The organism is Agarivorans sp. QJM3NY_30, assembly GCF_050870855.2.
GTDB lineage: Bacteria > Pseudomonadota > Gammaproteobacteria > Enterobacterales > Celerinatantimonadaceae > Agarivorans.
In genome coordinates this window covers 2,369,056-2,382,990 of the sequence record NZ_CP194038.2, presented here as the reverse complement: position 1 = coordinate 2,382,990, position 13,935 = coordinate 2,369,056, and the positions used below count along the sequence as shown (strand labels likewise).

12 protein-coding genes are annotated in these 13,935 nt (G+C 44.7%); 4 read left to right on the top strand and 8 right to left on the bottom strand.

What is annotated here, in order from left to right:
* Positions 1–95: 95 nt before the first annotated feature.
* The 5 genes from htpX to bioB form a co-directional block, all read right to left on the bottom strand.
* Positions 96–968 carry a protease HtpX gene (htpX, locus tag ACRRSX_RS10930; protein WP_432453183.1) on the bottom strand — a complete coding sequence of 291 codons (873 nt, stop codon included), beginning with the start codon at positions 966–968 and terminating at the stop codon, positions 96–98.
* A 91-nt stretch (positions 969–1,059) separates the two neighbouring features.
* Positions 1,060–1,755 (bottom strand): dethiobiotin synthase, encoded by a 696-nt coding sequence (gene bioD, locus ACRRSX_RS10925; protein ID WP_432453184.1) that lies wholly within the window; start codon positions 1,753–1,755, stop codon positions 1,060–1,062.
* On the bottom strand, positions 1,748–2,518 hold the full coding sequence (gene bioC / locus ACRRSX_RS10920) for a malonyl-ACP O-methyltransferase BioC (RefSeq protein ID WP_432453185.1): 771 nt from the start codon (positions 2,516–2,518) through the stop codon (positions 1,748–1,750). Before bioC ends, bioD begins: the two co-directional genes overlap by 8 nt.
* Positions 2,515–3,678: an 8-amino-7-oxononanoate synthase gene (gene bioF, locus ACRRSX_RS10915; RefSeq protein WP_432453186.1), complete on the bottom strand. Its 1,164-nt coding sequence runs from the start codon at positions 3,676–3,678 to the stop codon at positions 2,515–2,517. The genes bioC and bioF overlap by 4 nt, the downstream gene beginning before the upstream one ends.
* Positions 3,678–4,730 carry a biotin synthase BioB gene (bioB, locus tag ACRRSX_RS10910; protein ID WP_432453187.1) on the bottom strand — a complete coding sequence of 351 codons (1,053 nt, stop codon included), beginning with the start codon at positions 4,728–4,730 and terminating at the stop codon, positions 3,678–3,680. The genes bioF and bioB overlap by 1 nt, the downstream gene beginning before the upstream one ends.
* Before the next feature lie 97 nt (positions 4,731–4,827).
* On the opposite strand from bioB, the gene bioA reads away from it, so the two are divergent.
* Positions 4,828–6,114, top strand: a complete 1,287-nt coding sequence (bioA, locus tag ACRRSX_RS10905; protein WP_432453188.1) for an adenosylmethionine--8-amino-7-oxononanoate transaminase — start codon at positions 4,828–4,830, stop codon at positions 6,112–6,114.
* 51 nt (positions 6,115–6,165) lie between these two features.
* Here the strand turns inward: bioA and ACRRSX_RS10900 are convergent, their stop codons facing one another.
* Positions 6,166–6,534, bottom strand: a complete 369-nt coding sequence (locus ACRRSX_RS10900; protein WP_432453189.1) for a hypothetical protein — start codon at positions 6,532–6,534, stop codon at positions 6,166–6,168.
* Between the two features lie 153 nt (positions 6,535–6,687).
* Here ACRRSX_RS10900 and asnS point away from each other — a divergent pair, with 153 nt between their 5' ends.
* Both asnS and ACRRSX_RS10890 read left to right on the top strand, forming a co-directional pair.
* Entirely contained in the window at positions 6,688–8,088 is a 1,401-nt protein-coding gene (asnS, locus tag ACRRSX_RS10895) for an asparagine--tRNA ligase (protein WP_432453190.1), read from the top strand.
* Positions 8,089–8,274: 186 nt separating this feature from the next.
* Positions 8,275–8,958: a DUF3334 family protein gene (locus tag ACRRSX_RS10890; RefSeq protein ID WP_432453191.1), complete on the top strand. Its 684-nt coding sequence runs from the start codon at positions 8,275–8,277 to the stop codon at positions 8,956–8,958.
* Between the two features lie 210 nt (positions 8,959–9,168).
* Here the strand turns inward: ACRRSX_RS10890 and ACRRSX_RS10885 are convergent, their stop codons facing one another.
* A complete protein-coding gene (locus ACRRSX_RS10885; protein WP_432453192.1) occupies positions 9,169–9,708 on the bottom strand; it encodes an NAD(P)H nitroreductase in 540 nt (179 codons plus the stop codon).
* A 192-nt stretch (positions 9,709–9,900) separates the two neighbouring features.
* Positions 9,901–11,925 carry an oxidoreductase gene (locus ACRRSX_RS10880; RefSeq protein WP_432453193.1) on the bottom strand — a complete coding sequence of 675 codons (2,025 nt, stop codon included), beginning with the start codon at positions 11,923–11,925 and terminating at the stop codon, positions 9,901–9,903.
* A 157-nt stretch (positions 11,926–12,082) separates the two neighbouring features.
* Here ACRRSX_RS10880 and sppA point away from each other — a divergent pair, with 157 nt between their 5' ends.
* On the top strand, positions 12,083–13,915 hold the full coding sequence (gene sppA, locus ACRRSX_RS10875) for a signal peptide peptidase SppA (RefSeq protein WP_432453194.1): 1,833 nt from the start codon (positions 12,083–12,085) through the stop codon (positions 13,913–13,915).
* The last annotated feature ends 20 nt before the right edge of the window (positions 13,916–13,935 follow it).

Sequence of the window (13,935 nt, the reverse complement as noted above, 5' to 3'; positions counted from 1 at the left end):
GAACTTAAAAGTTTACAGTTCAAGAATGAGTTCCTAGTCAAAAAAAGCGCCTCACATGCGGCGCTTTATCAAAAAAATATGAATAATTAGTCAAATTAGAGAGCGCGAAGTGCCGCAATACGTTTTTCTAAGGGCGGATGGCTTAACAATAATTCACTCATTGAACGTTTACCGTTAATTCCAAAAGCCATCAACGAACCTTCCATTTCAGGTTCTCGACTTCCACCTAAGCGTTGTAAGGCACGAATCATTTTCTGTTTACCAACCAACTTAGCCGAACCCTCATCGGCGCGATATTCTCGTTGGCGAGAAAACCACATCACGATGACACTGGCCAAGATGCCAAATACCATTTCGAGTACGAACACCGTCGCCATGTAGGCAAACATACCTAAACCTTGACCATTTTGATTATTGTTGCTCATCGTCGAGCTAATCACATTTGCGATAATCCGCGCTAAGAAAATAACAAAGGTATTCACCACCCCTTGAATTAACGTTAAGGTCACCATGTCCCCATTAGCCACGTGACTAATTTCATGGGCGAGAACCGCTTCCACTTCGTCTCGACTCATGTTTTCTAGTAAACCACTACTCACTGCCACCAAGGCAGCGTTACGTTTAGCGCCAGTCGCAAAAGCATTCATGTCTGGAGCATGGTAAATCGCGACCTCCGGCATGCCGATCCCAGCAGCCTTAGCTTGACGCGCTACAGTATTGATTAACCACGCTTCGGTTTCGTTGCGTGGGGCACCAATGACTTGTGCGCCAGTCGATCGCTTCGCCATCCACTTAGACATCAATAAAGAGATAATTGAGCCACCAAAACCAAAAATGGCAGCCATCACCAACAAACCACCGACACTTCGGGTAGAGATCCCCAAAGCCGAAAACACGATGTTCATAACGATACCAAGTATCAATACTACGGCTAAGTTCGTCGCTAAAAACAACAATATACGTTTCATCGTTTGCCTCTATCTTATATGGGAAAATACTACACCATAATATATGGGGTATGGCTCACATTTTTCAATAGTTTAACAAATAATTTCCACTTTATATTGCGCCATGAAAAACCCTCAAATCAAAATAGTTTTCTATTAATTCAGGATTTACCTTTGTTTTATAAGGAATGGTTGCGATGCAAGGTGCCGTAATGGCATTTTTTAAATACTCAATATTTAGCGTCGCTATCTCAGAATCATCACTCAAATGATTGGCAACCCATGCCAATAATTTTACACCGCTAGCCTTAATTGCCTCTACCGTTAGCAAGGCATGATTCAGACAGCCGAGCTTCACGCCAACCACCAAGATCACCGGAAGCTGGTGTTTGACAACCCATTGTGAGAATGTGGCTTGCTGATCGTCAAGCGGAACATGCCACCCCCCAGCCCCCTCAACCAACAAAATGTCTGATTGCGCTTGTAGTAAATCTAAACCGCTGTCCATAGCCGCAATATCAATCGGCGCATTCTCCAAACGGGCGGCAATATGTGGTGCAATGGCCTGTTGTAGTGTCACGGGGTTAACCTGTTGGTAGCTTAAAGGCAACGAAGTGTATTGTTGAATAGCCAAACCATCTTCATTATTCAAACCATCTGGCCCCTGTTCCGCTCCTGCTGCTAACGGCTTGAAACCATTCACCACTAGCTGTGTATTCTGGCGTTGTAAGGCCAGCATCAAAGCGCAACTCACGAGGGTTTTACCCACTTCGGTATCGGTGCCGGTAATAAACACACTTTTAATCATTGATCAGTACTCCATAACACACTTGATAAGTGGCACTCACCTGGTTTTTCTGAGCAAATTGCTGTTGGTAAACTTTCGCTAATTGACGTAGCTTTGCGGCGGTATTTAAGCCTTGTTTTGCATCAACCACATAGTTAGCACCAATTCCCTTTAATTCAGCCAACAAGGCAAAAACATCGGGGTACCACAAAGTACGGGTCTCAGTTTGCACCTGCGGATCAGCAAACCCCGCCAAACGGATTTGCTCATATAGGCAATTTTCAGCCATAAATTGATTTACATGGGGGGTATCGTCAATTTCACACCAAGCTTGTTTAAGTTCCCACAAAGTACCATCAAGTAATGACGAAAAAACACAGATCCCGCCTGGACGTAAAATTCGTTTGATCTCGCGGAGCGCACGACTTAAGTTATTACACCATTGCAGGGCTAAATTCGAAAATACAATGTCTACACTTTGGTCGCTCAAACTAATACATTCCGCATCACAAACCATGGCATAAAAATTATGGTTCTGTTGTTGTGCGTATTGCGCCATTGCGAACGAGAGATCGATGCCCACAACTTGCGATGCTGTCGCTTGCAGCTTGTGCGCAAAATGGCCAGTACCGCAGCCTAAATCAAGTGCCCGAGAGGTCGGTGTTTTAGGCAGATGCATCAATAAATTATCGCCTATATCTCTTTGCAACTGCGCAAAATCATTATAGCTAATCACGGCTTTGGAAAAATGCCGAGCAACCTGCTGCTTATCAATATTCATCATTCAATTCTTAATAAATCAACCAAAGTGTCCAATAAACGAGAGATATCATCAGCCCGATGAGAGCTACTTAAGGTCACTCTCAACCGAGCCGTATTTACCGGAACAGTTGGTGGACGTATTGCACTGACCCAAAAGCCACGCAACTTGAGTTGCTCGCTGATCCATAAAGCGCGCTCACTTGAACCTAAAATAATCGGTTGAATTGCCGTATCTGACTCAAGCAAGGGTAAGCCTAAATCTCTGCCAAGATTTTTAAATAATCGGATATTTTGGTGTAGCGTTTCTTGAAATTCCGGTTCAGTTTGCAGCACTGCGATAGCTTCAGTGACGGCTGCAGCTTGTGCTGCTGGCATTGCGGTAGAGTAGATATAACTGCGATCAAAATTAATCAGATAATCTCGCACCGAACTATCACATAACACCGCCGCACCAGAGACCCCTAAGGCCTTACCAAAGGTTAACATTTGCAATTGAATGTCATCTGCTGCTAAGTCTGCATCTTGAATACTGCCTCGCCCTTGATCACCGAGACAACCCACGCCATGGGCATCATCGACCATTAGCCAAGCATCATGCTGCTTACATAGACGGCTGATTGCATTTAACGGGGCTTGATCCCCATCCATGCTAAATACACCCTCGGTGATCACTAAGCAATTATTCGCCTTACGGCTAGCCAGTAAGGTTTGCAAACGTTCCGTCGAATTATGCGTAAAACGTTTAAACTGAGCAGCGGATAAACTCCCTGCTTCCATTAACGATGCATGATTCAATTTATCTTGCAACAACAAGTCTTGCTTACTGAGCAAAGCTTTAATGATCCCCTGATTCGCGCTAAATCCACTGCTAAATAATAAAGCCGCAGCTTTTCCCTGCCACTCACATAAAGCCTGTTCGAGTTGATGATGTGGTAATTGATACCCGGTCACCAAAGGTGAGCCACCACTGCCCGTTCCGTACTGATCAGCTGCGTTCTTCCAGCCGGCAATAACCTTGGGATGTTGCGACAACCCCAAGTAATCATTACTGGAGAAATTTAAATATTGCTGATCAGAAACCTGAATGAAGCGACCCTGGCCGCTACCGAGGCAAAATCGCTCGCGCACCAGTTGTTTAACTTTACGTTGCTGGACTTGCTGATGAATAAACTCGAAAGCCATTAAGAGGCATCATAAAAGAAAGCATCATCGGCTTGATTCTGTTGTTGAATCAAAGACTGATACAGATCTTGCTCTTGTTCTTCGGTGCCATGCTTGAGTTCTGCCGATTCTGGGCGAATGCCCAATTTATTAAACAACTGTAAATCTTGGTTTTCATCTGGATTTGGTGTGGTTAATAACTTACAACCATAAAAAATGGAGTTTGCGCCCGCCATAAAACAAAGTGCCTGCACCTGTTGATTCATTTCCTCGCGACCAGCCGATAAGCGAACATGAGAGCGCGGCATCATTATTCGAGCGACAGCGATGCAACGAATAAAGTCAAACTGGTCCATGTCTTCAACATCTTCCAACAAGGTTCCCTTGACTTTTACCAACATATTGATGGGTACACTTTCGGGATGACTCGGTAGATTCGCCAGTTGCACTAACAAAGCACTGCGATCGGTGGCGGTTTCTCCCATTCCCATAATGCCACCAGAACAGACTTTCATGCCGGCAGAGCGCACATGTTCTAAAGTATCTAGGCGCTGATCATAGGTACGAGTGGTAATAATTTCTTGATAAAACTCGCGCGAAGTATCGAGATTATGGTTGTAGTAATCTAAACCAGCTTCGGCTAAGCGTTCAGCCTGTTGTTTTTCTAGCATACCCAGCGTCATACAAGTTTCCATTCCCATCTGTTTGACGCCCTCAACCATTTTGACGAGGTAAGGCATATCCCGCTGTTTCGGGTTTTTCCAAGCAGCGCCCATACAAAACCGAGTTGAACCATTCGCCTTGGCTTTTTCGGCTTCTTTAAGGACATGCTCAACTTCCAATAGACGTTCTGTTTTTAGATCGGTCTTGTGGTGAGCACTCTGTGGGCAATACTTGCAATCTTCTGGACAAGCACCAGTTTTAATCGATAGCAAAGTAGAAACTTGAACCTGGTTTGGGTCAAAATTAGCTCGATGTACACATTGAGCTTGAAACATCAGATCATTAAATGGCAGCGAAAACAGCGCATTAACTTCGTTAACAGTCCAATCATGGCGAAGTGTTTGAGTCATAACTAAAACTTTCATTAAATAGAGTATTCGGCTAGTCTATCCACAGCCAGCCAGCTGTCAACTTCAAATTACCCAAAACTTTACTAACGGTTAAATAATGAGCACAGATATTCAGTTCGATCAAGACCATCTTTGGCATCCTTACACCTCATCAATTGCTCCTCTGCCCTGTTATGCGGTGGCGTCAGCATCCGGCTGTGAAATTGAACTCGAAGACGGCCGACGTTTGGTTGATGGCATGGCTTCTTGGTGGGCCTGCATTCACGGGTATCAAGTCAAAGAGTTAGATCAAGCCGCCAGCGAGCAATTAGCTAAAATGTCACACGTGATGTTTGGTGGTTTAACTCATCAACCCGCGGTAGAGCTTGCCAAGCGTTTAGTCGACTTAACACCAGCATCCTTAGAACAGGTTTTTATTAGCGATTCGGGATCCGTCGCGGTGGAAGTGGCCTTGAAAATGGCCTTGCAGTACTGGCATGCTAAAGGCCAAAAACGGACTAAGTTTGCCACTATTCGTCACGGTTACCATGGCGATACATTTGGCGCTATGTCAGTATGCGATCCGCAAGGCGGCATGCATCAGCTTTATCAAGGTTTCCTGCCTGAACATCTATTTTGCGCTGCACCACAAACTCGCTTTGATCAAGCATGGGATCCAAAAGATTTTATACCGATGCAACAGATGTTAGACGCCCACCACTCACAAATCGCCGCGGTAATTATCGAGCCCATTGTACAAGGTGCAGGAGGGATGCGAATTTACCATCCTCAGTATTTAAAACAACTAAGGCGTCTTTGCGACCACTACGGATTACTGTTGATTGCCGATGAAATCGCAACCGGGTTTGGCCGTACTGGTAAACTGTTTGCCTGTGAACATGCCGATATTGCGCCTGACATACTTTGTTTAGGTAAGGGACTTACTGGAGGCTATATGAGTTTGGCCGCCACTCTCACCAGCAAAACCATTGCCAACACCATCTGTAGTGGCGAGGCTGGTGTATTTATGCATGGTCCGACATTTATGGGAAATCCCCTCGCCTGTGCCGTTGCCTGCGCCAGTATCGACCGACTCCAAAATGGGCCATGGCAACAACAGGTCGCGGCTATCGAACAGCAACTAAAAAAACAGTTAGCGATTTGCCAACAGCTTAACGCGGTGGCCGATGTTCGGGTATTAGGCGCGATCGGGGTCGTGGAAACTGAGATGGCGGTAAATGTCGCTGATATTCAGGCCAAATTTGTTGAACTTGGAGTATGGATCAGACCTTTTGGAAAATTAGTCTACATCATGCCGCCCTACGTGATCAGTGCCCAACAACTCAGCAAATTATGCCATGCTATCTATACTGCGTTAGCTGAACTTGATACAAGACATGACTAACTAAGTAGGGTCTTTGGTTGGCGATAACTTGAAGGACAAGGCGCTACAATACTAAGAAAAAACATTTAAGTAGTATGCAAACAAAGTGGTTAACACGATCAAAGCTAATAAGCCCATGTTAATAATGAAATGATCCCCCTTGCGGCGGGATCGACTCCAATTGAAGCCGATCGTGGTCAGAGTAATCCCACAACAAGTCCACAACAAATAAACAAACACCGTTCGCAGGTTTTCTTGCCAGTGATCACGGTAACCCACCCCATCATTAGGTTGAAATGCCGAATAGGCTATTTCCGGACGAGCGTAGTGATAAACGATGAGAGCTGCCAAGAAAGCCCCCCAAGCTAACAAAGAAAACAGCACAAATAATTTTTGTAAGCCGTCTGGGCCCTTTCTTCGCTCGATTCGTTTTTTTGGCATTCGCTTACCTATATTCTGAATACTCAGCAGTTTAATTAAGATAACATAGCGATTTCTAATGTTTTATCAATTTTTACTTGAGTCTTTGGCCTCACCAAGTAACATTGGTTCCCTTATAATTTTAGCACTATCAGATTGGAGCAATTGTTTGCTATGACGCATTCTTCAGTGACAGACGTATTGAGTGGTAAATTCAGCGTTGGTCAACAAGTTACTATCAAAGGGTGGATCCGCACTCGCCGCGATTCTAAAGCTGGTCTTTCTTTTTTAGCCATTCATGATGGCTCATGTTTTGAGGCAATTCAGGCGGTCGCTCCCAATACTCTATCTAATTACGAGAATGATGTGTTAAAGCTTACCGCAGGTTGTTCGGTAATGGTTAGTGGTGAAGTGGTAGAATCCCCCGGACAAGGCCAGTCCTTTGAAATCCAGGCCGAGCAAGTTGAAGTGCTGGGTTGGGTTGAAAATCCCGATAGTTACCCAATGTCAGCCAAACGCCACAGTATTGAATATCTTCGTGAACATGCCCACCTACGACCACGCACCAATGTCATTGGTGCCGTGACCCGGGTCCGAAACTGTTTGGCGCAAGCGATTCACCGCTTCTATCATCAGCAGGGTTATATGTGGGTAAGCACCCCAATCATTACTGGTAGTGATACTGAAGGTGCAGGTGAAATGTTCCGCGTATCCACGCTAGACATGAACAACTTACCTTTAGATGACAAAGGTGAAATCGATTATCAACAAGACTTCTTTGGTAAAGAGACTTTTCTTACGGTATCCGGTCAATTAAATGTGGAAACCTACGCCTGTGCATTATCTAAGGTCTACACCTTCGGACCGACGTTTCGCGCTGAAAATTCAAATACCAGTCGCCATTTGGCCGAATTTTGGATGGTTGAACCAGAAGTCGCCTTTGCCGATTTAAACGATGCCGCCAAACTCGCCGAAGATATGCTTAAGTATGTATTTAAAGCGGTATTGGACGAGCGCATGGATGATATGAATTTCTTTGCCCAGCGGGTCAACAAACAAGCCGTGAGTCGCCTACAAAATTTTGTTGAAGCAGATTTCGCGCAGGTCGATTACAGCGACGCAATTCAAATTCTAATCGATTCCGGTCGCAAGTTTGAATTCGACGTAGAATGGGGCATCGATATGTCTTCAGAACACGAACGCTACTTAGCCGAAGAACACTTCAAAGCTCCGGTGGTCGTCAAAAACTATCCCAAAGACATTAAGGCCTTCTACATGCGCCAAAATGACGATGGCAAAACTGTTGCGGCCATGGATGTATTAGCACCAGGCATTGGTGAGATAATTGGTGGTAGTCAGCGCGAAGAGCGTTTAGACGTGCTCGATAAACGCCTCGCTGAGCTGGGCTTAGATAAAGATGACTACTCTTGGTATCGCGATCTACGTCGTTACGGTACTGTGCCGCACTCAGGCTTTGGTTTAGGTTTTGAACGTTTAGTCTCTTATGTTACCGGTATGACCAATATTCGCGATGTAATTCCTTTTCCACGCGCACCTAAAAACGCAGAGTACTAAACTCTCAGGTATGATTGGTTATTTGAAAAGCCCCAAAGACTGGGGCTTTTTTGTACCTACTTTGTTAAGCATGAGCTTGATTGAGTCCTCATAGAGGATAAACAAAACTATACAGCACCCGACACATCATCCATACTTAGGCGCATTAATAATGTAAAAGTCATCGCGATTTTAAGAAGGACCTACATGAAAAGATTGAAAGTTGTCACCACTGAAGATGTATTATTAACCCTCTGTAATTCCGTCACCAATGTCTTAAGTAAGGCGACCGCCAGTGACATTAGATTCTCAGCGATGGTGCAAAAAATTAACAAAACCTGTTTAAAACCCGACATTGGTTGTTTTGTGTTATTCGATGGTGGATTCTCTGGTTTAGTGGTAATTAATTTTACCGCTCCTGCTGCCATGGAGATTTATAGAAATTACATGTTGCATATGGGGATCCCTGAGTCAGAACTAGCACAACAACATACAGCCGACGAAGTGGGAAATGTTATGGGTGAGTTGATGAATCAGATGGTCGGCTACTTTACCGGAGTGATCGGCAAAGAATTGCAAACTTCGCTCACCCAGAATCAACCCAAAATGTTAGCGTTAAACAAACAGGTATTAATTTCTATCGATACCAACTTGGATCGCCCACAAGCTCGCCGAGTAACCTTTACCACCGCAAAAAATAACATCTTTTACTTGGAGTTGGCGATGGACAAAACTGAGTTCATTAAGTTGCATGAATTTGAAACAGAAGATGATGTTGATCCTGATGCACTAATTGAGCAAGCAGCTCTCGATAAAAAATCAGAACAAGCCAGTATAGCCACTGCGACCGCAACTATTGATCAAGATTTACTCGATGAGCTCGGTATTTAAGCCTGTCGACTGAACCTATTGATTAAGTGATATCGCTATTTTTCAGTCTAAACCGAAGTAACTGTAACTTAGGTTTAGACTGAAAGTAACCAGTCATGCGATAAAAAACGTAATAACCCGCGACTTCAAATAGCCATCAATGTCTCTGTATCAAGCAACCCTGCAAGTCTTGAAATCGATAAACAAGCCAAATGACATTTCCCGGGAAAACTAAAGCCAGCTAATATAATCTTTAAAGGCTAACTGTTTATGTTTATTCGGTTTTACTTGGGGACTGCCTAAATACAAAAATCCAACAATAGACTCTTGTTCAGCGAGTCCCAATTCGTCGTTAACAATTGAGCTATAAGCCATCGCTCCTGTGCGCCATATTCCGTTATAACCTTGAGCAAGCGCTGCCATTTGCATTGCTTGTACAGCACAACCGGCAGAGAGCACCTGTTCTATCTCAGGAACTTTGGTATGCGATTTAGGTGATGCGATCACAATCGTAATCAGCGGCGCTCGAAAAGGCATCGCTCTCGCTTTTTCTTCATCGGCTTGCTCGGCAAACGCCGCTTTTTCAAAAATGGAGGAGAGTCTAGTGAGCCCTTCACCACTCACATGGATGAAACGCCAAGGTGTTAATCCACCGTGGTCAGGCGCTCGTAAACCTGCATTCCAAATTACTTCTAGTTCAGCCCCCTCTGGAGCTGGTGCGGCCAAACGCGCACAAGACTGACGCTCTAATAATAAGTCTAAGGCGTTCATTGTGATCCTTAAGAGTTAAAATGTAACACCATTGTGATTGAAATATCATAAAAGTAAAGCGCTGCTTGCCCCTTGTTAGCTAAAGGATTAACAAGCCCACATTAATCAAAAATGTAGCTATAACGATAGCTTGTGGGGTTCAAACTGCTTGCTCTTCAGCGATGTGTAAGCCTAGATAACCAGCATGACTGCTTATATCATTGCGGCCAATTCAGCGCCTTGACGAATAGCCGCTTTTGCATCAAGTTCTGATGCCAAAAATGCCCCACCAATCAGATGCGAATGACGACCTAAAGCGCTTAGTTCTTCATGCAACGAACGTAAGCTTTCTTGGCCTGCACACACCACAACATGATCAACTTCCAATACCGATTGCACGCCATCGATTTTGATGTGTAAACCCTGGTCGTCAATTTTGAGATATTCAACCCCAGCAAGCATTGTGACCCCATTTTGCTTTAAACTTTCACGATGGATCCATCCTGTGGTCTTACCAAGCCCCTTACCGACCCTGCTCGCCTTACGCTGACACAGAAAAACTTGTCGTAAAGGATGATGCTTTAAGACCTCCTTTTTCAAGCCACCAGCATTGGCCATAGAAGAGTCAATGCCCCAATTGTCTAACCAACGCTCAAGATTGGTGGCTAAGGACGGCTGTTGTTCCACCAAATACTCAGCCACGTCAAAACCAATACCACCTGCCCCAATAATTGCAACCCGCTCCCCTACTGTTTTATGATCCTTTAGTACATCTAAATAGTTATAGACCTTAGGGTGCGCGATGCCTTCGATGGGCGGCGTTCTCGGCACAATCCCAGTAGCGATCACCACTTCATCGACCGACAACTGGGCCACCATCGCCGAATCTAGCTTAGTATTTAGCTTTAAAATTATCCCTAAATGTTTAATCTGATTTGAAAAATACCGCAAAGTTTCATAGAACTCTTCTTTACCAGGGATCTGCTTTGCGTAATTGAATTGTCCGCCAATCTGATCTGCCGCATCATAAATAGTCACCCGATGCCCGCGTTGTGCTGCATTACAAGCAAAAGCTAATCCTGCCGGACCCGCGCCCACCACCGCAATGTTTTTAGCGTCCATCACCGGCGAGAACGTTAACTCGGTTTCGTAACATGCCTGCGGGTTCACCAAGCAACTGGCGCGCCGTTGTTTAAACACATGATCTAAACATGCTTGATTACACGCAATACAAGTATTAATCAGCTCAGACTGGTCCGCTTTAGCCTTTTGTACAAACAGCGGATCGGCAAGTAAAGGTCTCGCCATCGATACCATATCCGCTTGGCCAGAACTTAAGATGTTCTCAGCAATCTCGGGTGTATTAATTCGGTTCACCGCGACCAAAGGAATACTAAGGTGTTGTTTTATTTTTTCCGTCACCCAAGAAAACGCACCACGCGGCACACTCGTCGCGATGGTAGGCACTCTGGCTTCGTGCCACCCAATACCAGTGTTCAGTAGTGTCACCCCCGCCAGCTCCAAAGCTTTTGCTAAGTGAATAACTTCTTCTAACGTACTGCCTTTTTCAACCAGGTCTAACATCGATAAACGAAAAATGATGATGAAATTTTGCCCCACAAGAGCCCGAGTTTGTTTCACTACCGCCAACGCGAATTTGATACGATTACAATAGCTACCACCCCAGCTATCATTGCGTTGGTTGGTTCGCGCGCAAATAAACTGGTTAATTAAATAACCTTCCGAGCCCATAATTTCCACACCATCATAGCCAGCACGTTGAGCAAGTTTCGCGCTAGTTGCAAAATCTTTAATGGTGCTCAATATTTGTCGCTCGCTCATTGCCTTAGGTTTAAACGGGTTAATTGGCGCTTTAATCTTACTGGCACTGACCGAAAATGGATGATAAGCATAGCGGCCTGCATGCAAAATTTGCAGTGCTATCTTTCCCCCCTGTTGATGAACTGCCTCGGTGATGAGGCGATGTTTTTTGATTTGCCATGGAAAACTGAGCTGGCAACCATTAGGCGTTAATCGGCCGCGAAAGTTTGGCGCAATCCCACCAGTGACGATCAAACCAACACCTCCCTTTGCTCTCTGCGCATAAAAGGCTGCAAGTTTGGCAAAACCGCCTTTCTCTTCCTCTAAGCCTGTATGCATAGAGCCCATCAATACACGGCTAGACAACTGGGTGAAACCTAAATCCAGGGGCGCTAATAAGTGCGGGTATTTGGTCATCTCTGGCACCTCAACTTGATGATTAATGTTATTAAACTGTTAATAGATTATCGGAAGTAAACTCACGTTTCAAACATTTGTTTAAATAATTCAAGATGCCTGTTTATCGGGTCTATGTTAACGTTTATCCATCGTTGACTTTAATAAGTGGGTCCCAGTGTTTAAATTTATAAAAAACCTCTTCAGTCTATTCTGGAAAAGCTTAAATTTTATTCGTTCACTGATCGTTAATTTGTTACTTATCGGCATGATAATTATCGTTGTCGTAGCGATAAATCAAGTGAGCGAGCCGCCAAGCACTGAGCCAGAAGCTTCGGCGCTACGCATCAATTTAGATGGTCAAATTGTAGAACAACGGCAACGACTTAACCCAATGACGGAACTAAGTAATGAGTTAGTGGGTAATCCTCAGGAAAAAGAAATCGATCTACAACGCTTGGTTGACACCATCGATGCCGCCGCAACAGATAACAATATTACCGGTATTATTCTATCACTGGACCAACTTCCACCGACCAGTCAAACCAAACTCGCTATCATTGGCCAAGCTCTGGAACGATTTAAAAGCAGCAACAAACCAATCCTGAGTTACGCTGACTATTATGATCAACACCAGTATTACTTAGCCAGCTTTGCCGACGAATTGCTACTCAACCCTAAAGGCGCAGTATTGATGCGCGGTATTAACTCTCGTCGTTTATTTTATAAAGATGTTATCGACAAGCTTGATGTGAGTACTCATGTATTTCGGGTTGGCACTCACAAATCATTTGTTGAACCCTACATACGCAACGATATGTCACCAGAAGCGAAACAAGATTTAGCCCATTGGATGGATCAGCTGTGGCAAGGCTATTTAATTACCGTTGCTCAAAATCGTAAACTTGATGCCCAGCAGCTAGTCCCTGAACCAAAGCGACTGATACAGCGTTTAACCACGGTTGAAGGCGATTCAGCCCTCTATGCAGAACGCTTTGGTTTAGTTGATCAACTGGTTACACGAGATCAAGCAAAACAATATTTTGTTGAACAATTTGGTGAAGCCGATAACAAGCTAGGTTATCACTACCTCAGCTACCAAGATTACGCCCAATCAAGAACTTTAAGTCATAGCGAGGCAAACGATAACAAAATCGCCCTGTTAGTCGCCCAAGGGCCGATCGTTTCGGGCGAAGGTGAAGAGAAGGTAATTGCCGCTGATACAGTGTTAAGACAACTCGACCAAGCCCTGCAAGATGACCAAGTCAAAGCGTTGGTGATGCGGGTTGACAGCCCTGGAGGAAGTGCCTTTGCCTCTGAGCTGATCCGCAATAAACTCCAGCAATTCCAAACCAAAGGGATCCCTGTCGTGGTTTCTATGGGCAGTGTTGCTGCTAGCGGCGGATATTGGATTTCTGCCAGTGCCGACCAAATTTTTGCCAGCCCAACCACCATTACGGGCTCGATTGGTATCTTCGGGATGTTTGCCACAATCGAAAACGCGCTAGCAAAACTTGGGGTCCATAGTGATGGCTACGCCACCACCACGCTTGCAGAACTAAGTCCTTTTCAAGCCCTTCCGGAGGAGTTAAAACAGCTTATTCAATTAAATATTGAACATGGATATCATGACTTCTTAAACTTAGTTTCAGAGGGACGCGGCATCGAAATAGCAAAATTAGATAAACTGGCTCAAGGACGGATCTGGACTGGCAAAGACGCTTTGGCAAATGGTTTAATCGACCAACTTGGTGATCTGAATGATGCTATCGCCTATGCGGCAAATATGAGTGAGCTACAAGACTATCAAATCGACCGCTTAACCGTTCCGCTAAATCCGAGAGAGCAATTCATTGCCCAATTGTTTGACTCCCAAATTAGTCGCTCACTAGAAGCTTTGATTCCCCATTGGCGCTTATTAAAGGCTCTCTCTGAACAAGCACCCGCCCTCGAAATGTTTAACGATCCACTCGGACAATACAGTTACTGCGCTATTTGTGAACAGCTATAAACTACAGCATTAACGCTACG